This window comes from Streptomyces sp. NBC_00341, assembly GCF_041435055.1.
GTDB lineage: Bacteria > Actinomycetota > Actinomycetes > Streptomycetales > Streptomycetaceae > Streptomyces.
The window spans coordinates 7892109-7907967 of the sequence record NZ_CP108002.1 but is presented as its reverse complement, the minus strand read 5'-3'; the positions used below and the strand labels follow the sequence as shown (position 1 = coordinate 7907967).

The window sequence follows — 15859 nt, the reverse complement described above, 5'->3', positions numbered from 1 at the left end:
TGGGGGGCGGGGGCTGCGCTCAGCCCTTGACGGCGCCCGTGAGCACGCCCTTGGTGAAGTAGCGCTGGAGGAACGGGTAGACGCAGAGGATCGGTACGACGGCGATCACCAGGACCGCCATCTGTACGGCCTGCTGCGGGGCGAGCACCTCGCCGGCCGAGGCCGAGTTGAGGCTCTGGCCCTGGAGGACGTAGGTCCGCAGCACCATGGGCAGCGGCCATTTGTCGGAGTCGTTGAGGTACAGGAGCGAGTTGAAGAAGGCGTTCCAGTACGTCACCGCGTAGAAGAGGCTGATCACGGCGAGGACCGCTTTGGAGAGCGGGAGGACGATGCGCACCAGGATGCGGATGTCGCCGGCGCCGTCGACCTTCGCCGCGTCGTACAGCTCGTCCGGCAGGCTCATGAAGAAGGACCGCAGGACGACCAGGTTGAAGGCGCTGACCAGGGTGGGCATGACGAGCGCCGCGTAGGTGTCGTACAGCCCGAGCCCCTTGACCAGCAGGAAGTTCGGGATGATGCCCGCGTTGAACAGCATGGTGAACAGGGCGATCATCAGGATGGGGCGGGAGCCGGTGACCTCGCGGCGGGAGAGTCCGTACGCCATGCCGACCGTGACGAGCAGGCTGGCCAGGGTGCCGAACACGGTGATGCCCACGGAGACGAGCAGCGCCCGGGTGACGACGCCGCCCGTGAAGATCGTGCGGTAGGCGTCCAGGTTGGGGTGGTCGGGCCACAGGACGAGGCCGGAGGCCTTGATGATGTCGGTCTGCGAGGCGAAGCTCGTTCCGATGACGCCGACCAGCGGGTAGGCGACGGCGAGGACGACCACGACGACGGCCACCGCCTTGGCGGTCTGTCCCACCCGGGTCGGGCGTTCCATCCACGGCGGTCTGCCGTCGGTCCTGGGCTTGCGGGCCGGCCGGGGCGCGGGCGCCGTGGTCGCGGACGTGGCGCGGGTCTTCTCAGCGGTCAGCACCGCGGTACACCCCTTCGTGGCCGAGTCGGTGGGCGAACTTGTTCGCGCCCAGCACGAGGACGGTGCCGATGACGGCCTTGACGAGTCCGACGGCGGCGGCGACGCCCCAGTCGTTGTCCTTGATGCCGTGGTAGTAGACGTAGGTGTCGAGGACCTCACCGGCGTCCGGGCCGACCGCGTCGCGCTGGAGCAGGATCTGCTCGAAGCCGACGGAGAGGATCTGCCCGAGGTTGAGGATCAGCAGCAGGATGAGCACGGGGGCGATGCCCGGCAGGGTCACGTGCCAGAGCCGGCGCCGGGGGCCCGCGCCGTCGATCGCGGCGGCCTCGTAGCTCTGCCGGTCGATGTTCAGGAGCGCGGCCAGGATGATGATCGTGCCCCAGCCGGCGTCCTTCCAGGCCACCTGGAGGGTCAGCAGCCAGGGGAAGGCGTCGGGGTCGCTCATCATGTCGTAGCGGGGCAGCCCCAGACCGCCCAGCACATCGGGCAACAGCCCGGCGCCGCCCAGGATCTGCTGGAAGATCGAGACGATGATGACCCAGCCGATGAAGTGCGGCAGATAGACGACGCTCTGCACGAACCGCCTGATGCGGTCGCTCGCGATGCTGTTGAGCAGCAGGGCCAGGGCGACCGGGATCGGGAAGAAGAACACCAGCTGGATGAGGGCGATCTCCAGGGTGTTGAACGTCGCGCTCCAGAAGGCGGGTTCACCGAACGCAGAGGAGAAGTTGGCGAAGCCGACCCAGACGCTGTGCATGTAGCCGAGGTACGGCTGGTAGTCCTGGAACGCCACCACGTACCCGAGCAGCGGCACGTAGTGGAAGACGACGAAGTAGAGCAGTCCGGGCAGGGTGAGCAGCAGCATCACCCGGTCCCGCTTGATCCGCTGCCCGAGCGTCAGCCGGTGTGGCGCGGCAGCCGTCCGGGCTTCGGGCGGGGCGGGTTCATCGGCCCGCTGCCGCCGTTTTTCCCGCGGCAGCGGGGGTGCTGTGTCAGCCATGGTGCGTCCTGTTCGGCCGGGTGGCGCGTGGTGAGCCTTCTGCGGCGGCAAGTTAGTAAGCGGTTAACCCCAGCGTCAAGAGATCCGAGCGAACGTCTTTGTTTCGCAGTCCTCTCCGGAGGAAATCCGAGCCAGAAAATCGCCGCATACCGCCCGAATAAGGTCAGTTACCGGCGGAAGGAGCTTGACGGTCGGCCGTCACGCTCCCTAGCGTGCCGGTCATTCCATAGAACGCGATTACTGTCCGGAGGCAGGGTGCGAACCACCGAAGAGGCACCGGCTCGATCCGGTACCGATGCCGCGACCCCGCCCGGAAGGCGGCCGCGCACGGTTCTGGTCATGAGCCCCGGACTGCTGGACGAGGTCTTCCCGCCTCCCGTCCGGGCCCGGCTGGAGGAGACGGCGGACCTCCTCGACCCGTCCGTGATCAGCGAGTTCGACTCCCCCGCCGCCACCGCGGCGCTGTCCGCCGCCGAGGTGCTGCTGACCGGCTGGGGCTGCCCGCCCGTGGACGCCGCGCTGCTGGAGAGGGCGCCCGCGCTGCGGGCCGTGATCCACGCGGCCGGCACGGTGAAGACGTTTCTGGCCCCGGAGGCCTTCGACCGCGGGATCGCCGTCTCCTCGGCCGCCTCCGCCAACGCCGTGCCGGTGGCGGAGTTCACCCTGGCCGCGATCATCATGGGCGCGAAACGGGTGTTCCCGCTGGCGGGGCTCTACCGGGAGCGCCGCACCCACCGCACCGGCGCCGACCTCGACCGGCAGCACTGGCTCGGCACGCACGGGCTCAGGGTCGGCGTGGTCGGCGCCTCCAGGATCGGCCGCCGGGTCATCGAGCTGCTGCGGGTCCTGGACGCGGAGGTGCTGCTGTACGACCCGTACGTGAGCGCCGCGGAGGCCGCACTCCTCGGTGTCACCCCGACCGATCTGGACACCCTGGTCGCGACCAGCGACGTGGTGACCGTGCACGCCCCTGACACGCCCGAGACCCGGGGGATCATCGACGCCCGCCGGATCGGCCTGATGCGCCCCGGCACCCTGCTCGTCAACACCGCCCGGGGCCCGCTGGTGGACACCGAGGCGCTGACCGGGCACCTGGTCAGCGGGCGGCTGGACGCGGTTCTGGACGTGACCTCGCCCGAGCCACTGCCGGCCGGCCACCCGCTGTGGGACCTGCCCAACGTCTTCCTGACCCCGCACCTCGCGGGCGCCCAGGGCAACGAGGTGGGCCGCCTCGGCGCGCTCGCCGTCGACGAGCTGGCCCGCTACGCGCGGGGCGAGCCCTTCGGACACCCGGTGCACCGGGCCGACCTCGGGAGGATCGCATGAACCCCGTCCCGCCACAGGCTCTAGGCTCGGCGTCACACAACAGCCACCAGGGGGTGAGCCGGATGCGCCGGCAGAGCACGGCCGCGGACGGACAGCGGCGGGCGACGGTCACCGACGTCGCACGGCGCGCAGGGGTCTCGACGGCCACCGTCTCACGCGTCCTGAACCGCAACTACCCCGTCGCGGAGGCGACCCGGGAGCGCGTCGAGTCGGCCATGCGCGAGCTCGGTTACGTGGTCAACGCGCACGCCCGCGCACTGGCCGGGGTCTCCAACCGCACCGTCGGCATCATCGTCAACGAGGTCATCGACCCCTTCTACGCCTACATCGCGCGGGGCGTGGAGCGCGAGGCCGCGCTCGGCGGCCGGCTCTGCCTGGTGTGCTGCACCCAGGGCGACCCGCAGCGCGAGCTGGCCTTCATCGACCTGATGCACGAGCGCAGGGCCGACGCGGTGGTGGTGGTCGGCGGCTCCATCGCCGATCGCGGCTACACCTCCGAGCTGGCCCGCCGCGCCCGCGAGCTGGACGCGGGCGGCTCCAAGCTGGTGCTGTGCGGCCGGCCGCCGCTGGGCGAGGCGGCGCCGACCGCCTCCGTCGAGTACGACAACGAGGGCGGCGCCTTCGCGATCACCGACCACCTGCTGATGCAGGGCCACGAGCGCATCCTCTACCTCGGCGGCCCGCCCAAGCTCTCCACCACCCGCGACCGGCTGGCCGGGCACCGGCGGGCCCTGGAGCTGCGCGGGCTGCCGGCCGATCCCGAACTGGTCCAGTCGGGCGCCTTCAGCCGCAACTTCGGCTACCGGCGGATGACCGAACTGATCCGGGACGGGCTGGAGTTCACGGCCGTCTTCGCGGCGAACGACGTGGTCGCCGCCGGCGCGGCACAGGCACTCGAAGAGGCCGGGCTGCGGGTGCCGAAGGACATCTCGCTGGTGGGCTACGACGACATCCCGGTCGCCCAGGAGCTGCGCCCCCGGCTGACCACGGTCCATGTGCCGCTGGAGGAGATGGGGCGCCAGGCGGTGCGGCTGGCCGTCTCCGGGGGCGACGAGGACGACTGGCGGGAGCCGACCACGGGCGCGCTGCGGCTCGGCACCCACATCGTGGTACGCGATTCCGTCGGCCCCCGAGCCGGCAGGCCCGCGCGAGGTTGACCGGTTACCTCCTGCCTGTCCGCAGTTGGCCATAGAAAATGACAGTAACTTTCCGACTCCCCTTGCGGCTCGACAGCAACCGCTTACATGCTGACGGCAGGTCCCACCCCGTTCCGCACGCTTCCGCCCCTCGTTCGTTTCTGCAGGGAGAGTTCCGCATGCGTCAGCACACCCCCTCAGTCCCGTCCGCCACTCCGGTCGGCCGCCGCTCCGTACTCGCCGCCGCGGCCGGCGCCGGGGCGGTGGCCGCACTCGGCGTCGCCGCTCCCGCCGCGCAGGCCGCCCCCCGCCGGCCGGCCGCCCGCCCCGTCGCCCTGACCGTCACCGCCCGCCCCGGCGCGGAGGCCGAACGGCTGCGGCTCGCACAGGCATTGCGCGGCTCGGAGTTCCAGCCGACCGGCCTGTACGTTCCCGCCGGCACCCCGCTCTCGCTGACCGTCCGGCCGCACGACGGCCTGCTGCCCACGCTCTGGATCGGCGCCTGGGACTACTACGGCGAGATCACCGAACCGCGCTCCTATCCGCTGACCTCCGGCGACAACACCGTGACGGACCCGCACGGCGGCCCGGTCTACCTGACGCTCACCGGACACGGCGAACGGGCTTCTGTGCTCATCCGCTCCGGAGCCGCCCCCATGCCGGTCTTCACGCTGGGCCGCACCACGGAGGCCGGCTACCAGCGACAGCTGGACACCCTCACAGAGTCGCCCTGGGTCGAACTCCACGGGCCGGACACGATCATGACGCTGACCCGGGACGGCGCGCTGCAGTACCGGGACGAGGACCACGCCGCACTGCTCCGGCTGGTCGGGACGATCATCGACTCGCACGCCCGGATCAGCGGCCTGGACGGTTCGCGCCCGGTGCACCGGCGCAAGGCGGGCCCGTATCACTTCACCGAGGTCAGCAAGGTGCCGACCGGTGTCGGCGCGTACGCCACGCACGGCTACAACGGCTTCCCGCGCGCCTATCTCGACAGGGCCACCACCGTCGAGGGGCTGCGGACTCGCGGCTGGGGCCTCTACCACGAACTGGGCCACCTGCATCAGCAGATGGCCTACAAGCCGGGCGGCCTCACCGAGGTGACGGTGAACATCTACTCGCTGGCCGCACAGCGCACCCTGGACCAGCCGTCCAACCTGCTCACGGTCGATCCGGCGACCGGGCTGACCGCCTTCCAGACCGCACGGGCGAAGTTCGGCACCGACGGGCTGAGTTACGAGAAGTCGTTCGGCGCCTACGAGAAGCTCGTGCCGCTGCGTCAGCTGGAGCTGGCCTTCGGGGACGACTTCTGGCCCCGGCTGCACAAGCTGGTGCGCGAGGAGAACCCGCAGTCCGACTCCACGGAGAACGACAAGCGCTACCGGGCACTGGCCACCTACTCCAGCCGCGTCGCGGGCCGCGACCTCACCGACTTCTACGTCAACACCTGGGCCTTCCCCATCGACGCCGTCGGCAGGGCGGAACTCGCCGCCCTGAACCTGCCCCGGCCGGACGTCGACCCGAGCACGCTCTCCGACTGAGCGGCGAGGGACATGGACGACGCAACCGCACAGGACAGGGAGTCACCGTGCAACTGAGCAGAAGGACCCTTCTCGCCGCGAGCGGCGCCGCGGCCGTCGGCGCGACGCTCGCCCCGGCGGCAGGTACCGCGCAGGCCGCGGACAGCACGCCGGAGAACGTTACCGGCGCGGACCAGGACTTCGACGGGCTCCTCCAGCGGGCCCAGACCCTGATCACCGGAGGCGGGTCAGAGCCGGCGGACCCCGACTTCGCCGCCGCCCTCGCGGCCCTGGACAGCACGGCGAAGGAACTGTGGGACACCCTGGACCGCGACGCCGGACGGACCGCGCTGTGGGCCGACCTCTCCCCCGTCACGGAGCCGGGCAACTTCGGGCAGAGCTACACCCGGCTGCGCACCCTCGCCACCGCGTGGGCCACGCCCGGCGCCGCTCTGTCCGGCGACGCGGCGACCGCGGAGGCCCTGCTCGGCGCGCTGCGCTTCACGTACGACACCGCCTACCACCCGCAGGCGAAGGAGAGCGGCAACTGGTGGTTCTGGGAGATCGGCGCACCCCGCGCGCTGATGGACTGCTGCGTCCTGCTGCGCGGCCGGCTGACCGACGGTGACCTGACGGACTATCTGGCCGTCGTCGACCGGTTCTGCCCCGACGCGGACCGCCGGACCAACTCCCCCACGCTGTCCGAGACCGGAGCCAACCGCACCGACAAGGCGGTGACCGTGGCGCTGCGCGGGCTGCTCGGCAAGGACGCGGACAAACTGGCATCGGCTCGGGACGCCCTCTCCGACGTGCGCGACTCCGGCCGCAACAGCCTCTTCCGGTACGCGAGTTCGGGTGACGGCTTCTACGAGGACGGTTCGTTCGTCCAGCACGACGTGGTCGCGTACACCGGCTCGTACGGCACCGTACTGCTCGGCGGCGCGGCCTGGCTGATCGCCCTCCTCGCGGGCTCACCGTGGGCGGTCGCGGACCCGGAGGTCTCCGTGATGTACGAGGCCGTGGAGCGGAGCTTCGCTCCGGTGGTCTTCGACGGGCTGATGATGGACTCGGTGCGCGGGCGGGCCGTCTCGCGGGAGCGCGCGGGCGACCACCGTGACGGCGCCGCGGCCGTCGCGGCGATCCTCCTCCTCGCGTCCGGCGCACCCGCCTCCTACGCGGACAGCTGGCGGTCGCTGGCCAAGGGCTGGCTGACCCGCAATCGCACCACCCCGTTCGCGGCCCTCGCCACCCTCCCCCAACTGGCCCTGGCCAAGGCCGTGCTCGAAGACCGCTCCATCCGCGCCGGGGCACGCACGACCGGCAGCTTCGTCCTCGCGGACATGGACCGGGTGGTGCACCGCCGCCCCGGCTGGGCCTGCGCCCTGTCGCTGTCGTCGAAGCGGATCTCCGCGTACGAGGCGGGCAACGGCGAGAACCTGCACGGCTGGTACACCGGCGACGGCATGACGTATCTGTACGACGGCGACGACCTCGGGCAGTACAACGACGGCTTCTGGCCGACCGTCGATCCGTACCGGCTCCCCGGAACCACGGTCGACACCCGCCACCGCGACGACCTCGGCACCGGCGCGGGCACCTCCACCTACCTGCCGTCGAACAGCGTCGCGGGCGGGACCGTGCTGGACGACCGGTACACGGTGGCCGCGATGGAGGTGACCGGCGCCGCCGGCAGCACGCTGCGGACCAGAAAGGCTTGGTTCCTGCTGGACAACGCGGTGGTCGCGCTCGGCGCGGGCATCACCGCGAGCGACGGCCGGGCGGTCGAGACGATCGTGGAGAACCGCAACCTCGGCGCGCGGGGCCGCAACCGGCTCCTGGTCGACGGGCTCCCGCTCCCCGTGGAGCAGGGCCGGTCCGACGAGTTCCGCCGGGCCCGGTGGGCGCATCTCGACGGCACCGGCGGCTACGTCTTCCCCGAAGGGGCCGCGCTGCGCACCCTGCGCGAGGAACGCACCGGGACGTGGCGGGCCGTCAACACGGGCGCCGACACCGGAGGCAGCACCGACCCCGTCACCCGCCGCTACCTCACGCTCCGGGTGGACCACGGCATCTCGCCCGACGACGCCGGCTACGCCTACGTACTGCTGCCCGGCGCCTCGGCCGCCGCCACCGCGGTCTGGTCGCACTCCCGGCCGGTCCGGATCGTCGCCAACGACGCCACCGCCCAGGCCGTGGAGGACCGCCGGGCCGGACTGACCGCCGCGCACTTCTGGGACGCCGGGTCCGCGGCCGGGATCACCGCGTCGGGGCCGGCCTCCGTGCTCGTGCGGCGAAGGGGCGCGCACGTGTCGGTCGCGGTGGCGGACCCGGGCCGGACCCAGGCGTCGCTCACGGTCGAACTCCCCTTCCGGGTGCGGTCGGTGGCGCGAGCCGATGCCACCGTGAGCGTCGCCCCCGGCCGCAGGACCGTCCTCACCGTCGCGGCCGGCGGTTCGCGCGGCCACACCCACCGCGCCGAACTCGTCCTGTAACCCACCCCTTCCGAACATCGCCCCGAGGAGCAGCGCCACCATGTCCGTCGCCCCGCATCTGCAACTGCCGCCGACCGACCGGGTCCTGTCGTCACGTACCGGCTGGACCCGGGCGCACTGGGAGGCGACCGCCGACCGGATGCTGGACGCGCTGACGCCGTACGCCACACCCGGCTTCGCGCAGTACCGGCTGCCGGGGCGCGGTAGCTGGTCGGGCGTCGTCTCGGACGGTCTTGAGGGCTTCGCCCGGTCGTTCCTGCTCGCCGCCTGCCGGATCGCGGGCGCGGGCGGGGCGGTCGACCCCTCGCTGACCGAGCGCTACGCGGCCGGTCTCGCCGCCGGGACCGATCCCGGCAGCGGTGAGGCCTGGCCGCGACTGACGGACTGTTCGCAGCAGATGGTGGAGGCGGCGTCCATCGCGGTCGCGCTGCACGAGACCCGGCCGTGGATCTGGGACCGGCTCGACGCCGGGGTACAGGAACGGGTCGTCGACTGGTTCTCCGGGTTCGTCGGCGGGCGCACCTGGGACAACAACTGGCGGCTGTTCCAGGTGGTGTCCGAGCAGTTCCTCGCCTCGGTCGGCGCCCCGTACAGCAGGTCCGACATCGAGGGCGGACTCGACAGGATCGAGGACTGGTACGTCGGTGACGGCTGGTACACCGACGGGGACGGCCGCAATTTCGACTACTACATCGGCTGGGCGATGCATCTGTACCCGCTGCTGTGGGCGCGGATCGCCGGGCCGGACGACGACGGCGGCCGGGCCGCGGTGTACCGGGAGCGGCTCAGCCGGTTCCTGGAGGACTACCCGCACTTCTTCGGGGCCGACGGCGCCCCGGTCCACCAGGGCCGTTCGCTCGCGTACCGCTTCGCCTCACTGGCCCCGGTGTGGATGGGCGCGCTCGCGGACTGCACGCCGCTGGCGCCCGGACTCACCCGCCGGCTCGCCTCCGGCACTCTGCGGCACTTCGCGGAGCGCGGGGTGCCGGACGAGCGGGGGCTGCTGACGCTCGGCTGGTACGACACCTTCCTGCCGTCCACCCAGCCGTACTCGGGTCCCGCCTCGCCGTACTGGGCGAGCAAGGGCTTCCTCGGGCTGCTGCTCCCGGCGGACCACGCGGTGTGGACGGCGCGGGAACTCCCGCTGCCCGTCGAGGAGTCCGACACCTACACCGCATTGCCCGCACCGGGCTGGCTGCTGCACGGCACCCGGCACGACGGGATCGTCCGGCTGGTCAACCACGGCAGCGACCACAACCCGCCCGCGCCCGAAGCCGATCCGTCCGATTCCTCCGAAGCCGATCCGGACCGGGGCGCGGGCGAGGACGACCCGCACTACGCGAAGCTCGCGTACTCGACGGCGACCGCGCCGGAGTCCGCGCCGCACGCCCTGGCCCGCAACATCGACAACCAGCTGGCCCTGATCGCCCCGGACGGCACCCCGTCCCGGCGCCGCCGGATCCATCCGCTGCGCTGCGAGGGCCGCGTCGCCGCCTCCTGGTCGGCGGCGCGGCTGCCGGGCGACGAGCGCGTGTACCGGATCGGGACGACGAGTGTGCTGCACGGACCGTGGGAGATCCGGGTGCACCGGGTCGATTCACCCGAGGGCGCCATGGTCCGGGAGGGCGGTTACGCGGTCGCCGGCCCGGCGAGCCCGTTCGCCTCCTCCGGTCCGGACTGGGCGCTCGCCCGCACGGCCGACGGGCTGACCAGTGCGGTGGTCGCGCTGTACGGGTGGGACGGCGGCGCCGACGGGGCGGCGGTGGCGCGCGATGTCGAGTCCAACGCGTACGGACCGCACTCGGCGGTCCCGTATCTGCGCAGCGCGCCCCTTCCGGGCGGCCGGAGCGTGCAGGTGTCGCTCGTGGTGCTCTCCCGCGACAGTGTCCATCCGGAGGCGCTGCGGACGGCGGTGCGGGTGCGGGTGGACGGCGACGCGGTGGTCCTGACCTTCCTGGACGGGAGCCGGGTCGAGGCCTGACCTTCCTGACGGGAGCGGGGTCGAGGCCTGACCGGCCCCGGCCGGCCGAGGCCCTCGGCCGACGGGGGCGGGTCAGATCCCGATGCTGTTGTCCTCCCGGCTGTGGATGTGCCCGATCAGCTCCTGCGCGAGGGACTTGATCGTGTCGAGCCCGGCCCGCCCCCATGGGCGGGGCACGGTGTCCACCGCGCAGACGGCGCCCAGGGCGATCCCCGTGCGGTCGATGAGCGGCGCCCCGAGGTAGGAGCGGATGCCTATGTCGTCGACGACCGGGTTCCCGGCGAACCGCGGATAGTCGCAGACGTCCTCCAGGACCAGGGCTCTTCGCCGGACCACGACGTGCGGGCAGTAGCCGTGGTCGAGGGCGACATAGCGCCCGCTGCGGCCGCTGCCCGCCGCCGTGGCGCCCAGGTCCGCACCCTTGCGGGTGCCCGCGGGGGTGTGCAGTCCGGCGTAGAACTGCCGGTTGCCGTCGATGAAGTTGACCATCGAGAAGGGCACTTCGGTCACTTCGGCGACCCGGTCCGCGAAGGCGTCGAAGTTGTCGAACGAGGCGTCGCTCCGCTCCCCCAGGTCAAGGCTGCGCAGCCGCTGGGTCCGGACGGGCGCGTCGCTGTCGACGGGGGTCAGCAGCATCCGTCCGATGGCGTGCGGGATCACGTATGGACTCCGAAACTGCCGTGGCCGGAGAGCGGGGCCGGCTCCGCGGTGGCGTTGATGAGGTGCTGGAGGAGCGTGACCAGCGCGCCGGTTCCCGAGCTGGCGATCCGGGCGTCGCAGAGGACGACGGGTACCGCGGGTGCCAGGTCGAGCGCGGCCCGCACCTCCTCGGGGCCGTACCGGAAGGCGCCGTCGAACTCGTTGACCGCGACGATGAACCCGATGCCGCGCCGCTCGAAGAAGTCGACGGCGGCGAAGCACTCCTCCAGCCTGCGGGTGTCCGCGATGACCACGGCTCCGAGCGCGCCCTGCGAGAGCTCGTCCCACATGAACCAGAACCGTTCCTGCCCGGGTGTGCCGAACAGGTAGAGCACGTGCTGTTCGTCCAGCGTGATGCGGCCGAAGTCCATGGCCACCGTGGTCGAGGTCTTCGACTCGATGCCTTCGAGACTGTCGGTCGCCGCGCTGACCTGGGTCAGCAGTTCCTCCGTGCTCAGCGGCGCGATTTCGCTGACCGCGCCGACGAACGTCGTCTTGCCGACCCCGAAACCACCCGCGACCAGCACCTTGAGCGCGACGGGAAAGCCCTCCGGACTGCTGGGCTCCTGCGCGTAGCCGACGTTTCCGGGGCTCCCGGTCCCCGGGTACGGGGCGGAGCCGTCGAAACCGTCAGAGCTGTCGTCGTAAGCCATCGAGCACTGCCTCCAGCAGGGATCGGTCGGTGGGCATGTCATGGAAGGCGGGCGGGTGCGCGGTGACCGCTCCGCAGTCGACCAGGTCGGAGAGGAGCACCTTGGTGACGACTGCGGGCAGCCGCAGGTGCGCGGCGATCTCGGCCACAGAGGTGGGCCCGCCGCACAGTCCCAGCGCCACCGAGTGCTCGGGGCCGAGGTGGACCTGCGGAACGGTTCCGGTGGCCATCACCAGGGAGAGCAGGTCGAGCACGGTGGTGGGGCGGGTGCGGCCGCCGCTCACCGTGTAGGGGCGGATGAGGCGGCCCGCCGCATCGTCGAGCAACGGCGCGTCCCGGGTGGCCGACACGCTCACAGCCCCGTGGCGCCCGGCACCCCGGCCGCTTGTCTGGTCGGGGTCATCAGGTAGGGCCGGACGCTCTTGACCAGCATGGCCATCTCGTAGCCCAGCACGGCGGCGTCGGCGCTCCGCCCGGCGAGCACGGCCAGACAGGTGCCGGAACCGGCGGTGGCGACGAAGAGCAGGGTCGAGTCGAGCTCCACCACCACCTGGCGCACCTCCCCGTTGTCCCCGAACCGCGCCCCGGCGCTGCGGCCGAGGGAGTACAGCCCGGCGGCCAGCGCCGCCATGTGGTCGGCGCTGTCGGCGTCCATGCCGTGGAGGGATTTCACCAGCCCGTCGGCGGAGAGCAGGACCGCGCTGCGGGTGTACGGCACGCGCTGTACCAGCCCGCTCAGCAGCCAGTCGAGGTCCGAGACCTGACCGGACGACATATCGGTCGCCATGGTGCATCTACTCCTTGGAGGTGTTCGCGTCGAGTGGGTCTTGATCGCTGTGGTAGGAGCCGGTCCGCAGGAGCTGCCCCGGCGTCGAGGCACCCCGGACCGGAAGCGGGTCCAGTGGTGTCCCGGCGGCCGGCACCGCTGCCGGAGTCGTCCCGGAGCCGGACTCCGGTACGGACTCGGCCCCCGGCTCCGTCTCCGCCCGGGCCTCACCGAGGTCGATGCCGCGCCGGAAGGCCGCCACCAGGCCCGGGTCGTGCAGGGTGGGCTCCTCCTCGGTGCGCGGGACCGGCGCTTCCCTGAGCTGGGGAACCAGGTGTTCCTGGTTCGCGCGCCGGGGAAGCTGCGGGCGGTCCATCGTGCCGCGTACGACCCCGGTCTCCGGAGGGAGCGCCGGGACCGCGTCGTCGGCGGGCCGGATGCCGGGGCGGGCCTCGGCGGGCGTGGGCCGGTCGAGGCGTTCGGCGCGCAGCGGGAGCGGCGGGCCCTCGCCCTGACGCCCGGTCTGCTGCGGCTGGTGCATCCGCAGTTGCTGCTGCTGCGGCACGTAGGGCCGACGCTCCGGCTCGGGGGCGGACGTCGGGGCCGGGCCGAGGTCGCGGGGGGCGGCGGCCTCGTCCAGCGGCGGCGGGCGGTGCACGGGGCCGGGGGGCGGGGCCGGTGCCGCGCCGACCGCGGTGTCGTCCTCTGCCCCGAGCAGGGACTGCGGAAGCACCAGTACGGCCTGCGTCCCGCCGTAGATGTTGCTCTGCAGCCGCACGGCGATGCCGTGCCTGCGGGCCAGCGAGGCCACCACGAACAGCCCGATCCGGCCGTCCTGGAGCAGTCGGGCGACATTGACCTGGTCGGGGTCGGCGAGCAGGGCGTTCATCCGCTTCTGCTCGTTGCCCGGCATGCCGAGCCCCCGGTCCTCGACCTCCAGGGCGAGACCCGCCGTGACGTGCTGGGCGCGCAGCAGCACCTGGGTCTGGGGGGCGGAGAACACCGTGGCGTTCTCGACCAGTTCGGCCAGGAGGTGGATCACGTCGGCCACGGCGTGTCCGCGCAGGGTGCCGTCGATCGGGGGCACGAGCTTGACCCGCGGATACTGCTCGACCTCGGCGATCGCGGAGCGCAGCACCTCGGTCATGGTGACCGGGTTGCTCCACTGCCGCCGGGAGACGGCGCCGCCGAGGACCGCGAGGTTCTCGGCGTGCCGGCGGATCCGGGTGGCCAGGTGGTCGACCTGGAAGAGGCCCTTGAGGAGATCGGGGTCCTCGACCTCGTGCTCCAGCTCGTCGAGCAGCTGGATCTCCCGGTGCACGAGTGACTGGAGCCGGCGGGCGAGGTTGACGAAGACCTCGACCTTCTGGTCCTCGCCGGTGTGTTCCGAGAGCCGGGAGGCCTGTACGACGGCGGCCACGGCCGCCTCCTGCTGCCGGCCGAGCTCCTGTGCCAATAGTTCGAAGGCGTCGCTGCCGGGGGCGGTGGGCTGCGGGGTCCGGCGGGTGGGTACGGGTTCGCCGTTGCGGAGCTGTTCCACCACCTGCTGCAGTTCGGCCTGGCCCTGCGCGCTGGCCCGGCGCAAAGCGAAGCACCGCCCGAGGACGGTGGTGGCGACGCGGTTGGCGGCGAGGAAGGCCGCCGCCACGGCGGCGACCGCCAGCGTCGCGGCCGCGCCGAGTGCGGTCCACAGCTCGGTGGACGGCGCGGCGCCGGTGGAGCGGACCGTGAGGATGACGGCCGCGGCGCCGGTCAGCATGACGGCGACGGCCGGCAGCACGGCGGTGCGCAGGAGTTGGGGGCGTATACGCGCCTCGGGGGACGGCTGGGCAGCGCGCGGTCTGGCCGCGGCCGAGTGGGAACGAGCGCCCGGTCGGCCGTGCCGCCCGCCCTCTCGGCGTTCCGGTCGCGCGTCGGGTGCGCGAAGTTGAGACATCAGCGTCCTCGGTACGTGGGGCCCCAGGAATCGGTATCCATGTGGTGGCACCTACGGTGGTCGGTCGTTCTTGGATCATCGGCCGGACGGGCTCCGGGATATGAGCCCACCGTTGATCACCGGACACACACGGTAGTCGCCCTTGACGAGGCCGCGGCGGGCAGTTGCGGAACTTGCCCGCCATCCGTCCCGCTCTGGTATGAGCTCTCGCACGAGCGACCGATTAAGTACGTCCGCCGATGCGGCTGTTACCGGCCATGCCCCCGACCGCACGCGAGAAGCCCCCTCGACGGCTTGGGGACGAGGGGGCTTCCTGACGTATCCGCTCAGGCCTTACGTATCCGCTCAGGCATTGCGGACCCGCTCAGGCCTTGCGGAGCCGGGCGACGATGCCGTCGAGGTCGCGTCGGACCATGGCGGCGCGGATCATGTGTCCGCCCGGCTCCTCGTACCATTCGTGCGGGATGCCGGCGGTGCCGAGGAGGGCCCGGAACTCCCGCTGGCCGGCCAGTACCTGGGTCTCGTTGGCCGTGTCGAACCAGTTGACCGGGTCGGGGCTGGTGCCGGCCACCAGGAAGACCCGTTTGTTCCGGTAGCTCTCGATCCGCTCGACCGGGTTGTCGGCGCTGACCCTGGCCTCGTCCCACAGCGGTATGCCGTAGACCGTGCCGCCTCCCAGGTCCAGGGCGGCCGAGGACGCGTTGGCCCAGTGGGTGACCAGTCCGGCGTCGCGGCGCAGGCTGGCCGGGCCCGAGTGGGCGCTCACCGAGGCGAAGTGGCCGTAGTACTTGGCCGCGTACTTCAGGGCTCCGAAGCCGCCCATCGAGAATCCGGCGACGGCACGGCCGTCGTACTCGGCGTACGTACGGAAGTTCGCGTCGATCCAGGGCAGCAGCTGGCCGATGTGGAAGGTCTCCCAGTTCCGCGGGCCGGTGTTGGAGCTGACCGGGTCGGAGTACCAGCCCGCGTGCCCGCCGTCGGGCATCACGACGATGAGGGGCTTCCCGGCCGTCCAGTCCCGGATGCCCGCGCGGTCGAAGGTGATGAAGTCCTGGTCCGTACCGCCCCCGTGGAAGAGGTAGAGGACCGGGTAGGTGCGTGCGCCGGAGTGGTAGTCGTCGGGGAGCAGGACGTTGACGCCCGGATTCCAGCCGATCGCGTCGGTCGCGAACCGGTAGTACCACATGCGTGGATCGGCTTCGTTGCGCTCCACGACGCGCAGTCCGAAGCCGTCCCCCGCCGCACCGGCCGGGGACGCGGCCGCGAGGATGCCCCCGGTGCCCAGCGCCATCGCGGCGGAGATCCCGCCGGCGGCCCTGATGACGCTTCTGCGGGTGGGACGGTAGCTGCTCAACACGGCCTCCTGCGGGGA

At 72.1% G+C, this 15859-nt stretch carries 13 protein-coding genes; 5 read left to right on the top strand and 8 right to left on the bottom strand.

Features of this window, described 5'->3' with window-relative positions; genetic code table 11:
• Nucleotides 1–19 precede the first annotated feature (19 nt).
• Together OG892_RS35345 and OG892_RS35340 are read right to left on the bottom strand one after the other, a co-directional pair.
• Complete coding sequence (locus OG892_RS35345) at nt 20–880, bottom strand: carbohydrate ABC transporter permease (protein ID WP_371631743.1); 861 nt, start codon at nt 878–880, stop codon at nt 20–22.
• Between the two features lie 82 nt (nt 881–962).
• Nucleotides 963–1976 (bottom strand): ABC transporter permease subunit, encoded by a 1014-nt coding sequence (locus OG892_RS35340; RefSeq protein ID WP_327340110.1) that lies wholly within the window; start codon nt 1974–1976, stop codon nt 963–965.
• Between the two features lie 339 nt (nt 1977–2315).
• On the opposite strand from OG892_RS35340, the gene OG892_RS35335 reads away from it, so the two are divergent.
• The 5 genes from OG892_RS35335 (at nt 2316) to OG892_RS35315 (ending at nt 10434) form a co-directional block, all read left to right on the top strand.
• Nucleotides 2316–3302 carry a hydroxyacid dehydrogenase gene (locus OG892_RS35335; protein WP_371631221.1) on the top strand — a complete coding sequence of 329 codons (987 nt, stop codon included), beginning with the start codon at nt 2316–2318 and terminating at the stop codon, nt 3300–3302.
• Between the two features lie 62 nt (nt 3303–3364).
• Nucleotides 3365–4459 (top strand): LacI family DNA-binding transcriptional regulator, encoded by a 1095-nt coding sequence (locus OG892_RS35330; protein ID WP_073734462.1) that lies wholly within the window; start codon nt 3365–3367, stop codon nt 4457–4459.
• A gap of 158 nt (nt 4460–4617) precedes the next feature.
• Complete coding sequence (locus tag OG892_RS35325) at nt 4618–5982, top strand: M60 family metallopeptidase (RefSeq protein ID WP_328864579.1); 1365 nt, start codon at nt 4618–4620, stop codon at nt 5980–5982.
• A gap of 47 nt (nt 5983–6029) precedes the next feature.
• Nucleotides 6030–8453 (top strand): polysaccharide lyase 8 family protein, encoded by a 2424-nt coding sequence (locus tag OG892_RS35320; RefSeq protein ID WP_371631220.1) that lies wholly within the window; start codon nt 6030–6032, stop codon nt 8451–8453.
• Nucleotides 8454–8493: 40 nt separating this feature from the next.
• Nucleotides 8494–10434, top strand: coding sequence for a DUF2264 domain-containing protein (locus OG892_RS35315; RefSeq protein ID WP_371631219.1), 1941 nt, complete (start codon nt 8494–8496; stop codon nt 10432–10434).
• Between the two features lie 72 nt (nt 10435–10506).
• Here the strand turns inward: OG892_RS35315 and OG892_RS35310 are convergent, their stop codons facing one another.
• The 6 genes from OG892_RS35310 to OG892_RS35285 form a co-directional block, all read right to left on the bottom strand.
• Nucleotides 10507–11094, bottom strand: coding sequence for a GAF domain-containing protein (locus OG892_RS35310; RefSeq protein WP_073734458.1), 588 nt, complete (start codon nt 11092–11094; stop codon nt 10507–10509).
• The gene (locus OG892_RS35305; protein ID WP_328864582.1) at nt 11091–11786 is read right to left on the bottom strand and encodes an ATP/GTP-binding protein; all 696 of its coding nucleotides are present in this window, start codon (nt 11784–11786) and stop codon (nt 11091–11093) included. Before OG892_RS35305 ends, OG892_RS35310 begins: the two co-directional genes overlap by 4 nt.
• Complete coding sequence (locus tag OG892_RS35300; protein ID WP_073734456.1) at nt 11764–12135, bottom strand: DUF742 domain-containing protein; 372 nt, start codon at nt 12133–12135, stop codon at nt 11764–11766. Before OG892_RS35300 ends, OG892_RS35305 begins: the two co-directional genes overlap by 23 nt.
• 2 nt (nt 12136–12137) lie before the next feature.
• The gene (locus OG892_RS35295; protein WP_073734455.1) at nt 12138–12572 is read right to left on the bottom strand and encodes a roadblock/LC7 domain-containing protein; all 435 of its coding nucleotides are present in this window, start codon (nt 12570–12572) and stop codon (nt 12138–12140) included.
• Nucleotides 12573–12579: 7 nt separating this feature from the next.
• Nucleotides 12580–14487: an ATP-binding protein gene (locus OG892_RS35290; protein WP_371631218.1), complete on the bottom strand. Its 1908-nt coding sequence runs from the start codon at nt 14485–14487 to the stop codon at nt 12580–12582.
• Nucleotides 14488–14851: 364 nt separating this feature from the next.
• Nucleotides 14852–15841 carry an alpha/beta hydrolase family protein gene (locus OG892_RS35285; RefSeq protein ID WP_199884345.1) on the bottom strand — a complete coding sequence of 330 codons (990 nt, stop codon included), beginning with the start codon at nt 15839–15841 and terminating at the stop codon, nt 14852–14854.
• Nucleotides 15842–15859: the final 18 nt, after the last annotated feature.

What these genes read in the sequence shown, in the direction of transcription:
- OG892_RS35345 (WP_371631743.1), bottom strand. Translation starts at nt 880, where the DNA reads ATGGAACGCCCGACCCGGGTGGGACAGACCGCCAAGGCGGTGGCCGTC.
- OG892_RS35340 (WP_327340110.1), bottom strand. Translation starts at nt 1,976, where the DNA reads ATGGCTGACACAGCACCCCCGCTGCCGCGGGAAAAACGGCGGCAGCGG.
- OG892_RS35335 (WP_371631221.1), top strand. Translation starts at nt 2,316, where the DNA reads ATGAGCCCCGGACTGCTGGACGAGGTCTTCCCGCCTCCCGTCCGGGCC.
- OG892_RS35330 (WP_073734462.1), top strand. Translation starts at nt 3,365, where the DNA reads ATGCGCCGGCAGAGCACGGCCGCGGACGGACAGCGGCGGGCGACGGTC.
- OG892_RS35325 (WP_328864579.1), top strand. Translation starts at nt 4,618, where the DNA reads ATGCGTCAGCACACCCCCTCAGTCCCGTCCGCCACTCCGGTCGGCCGC.
- OG892_RS35315 (WP_371631219.1), top strand. Translation starts at nt 8,494, where the DNA reads ATGTCCGTCGCCCCGCATCTGCAACTGCCGCCGACCGACCGGGTCCTG.
- OG892_RS35305 (WP_328864582.1), bottom strand. Translation starts at nt 11,786, where the DNA reads ATGGCTTACGACGACAGCTCTGACGGTTTCGACGGCTCCGCCCCGTAC.
- OG892_RS35295 (WP_073734455.1), bottom strand. Translation starts at nt 12,572, where the DNA reads ATGGCGACCGATATGTCGTCCGGTCAGGTCTCGGACCTCGACTGGCTG.
- OG892_RS35290 (WP_371631218.1), bottom strand. Translation starts at nt 14,487, where the DNA reads ATGTCTCAACTTCGCGCACCCGACGCGCGACCGGAACGCCGAGAGGGC.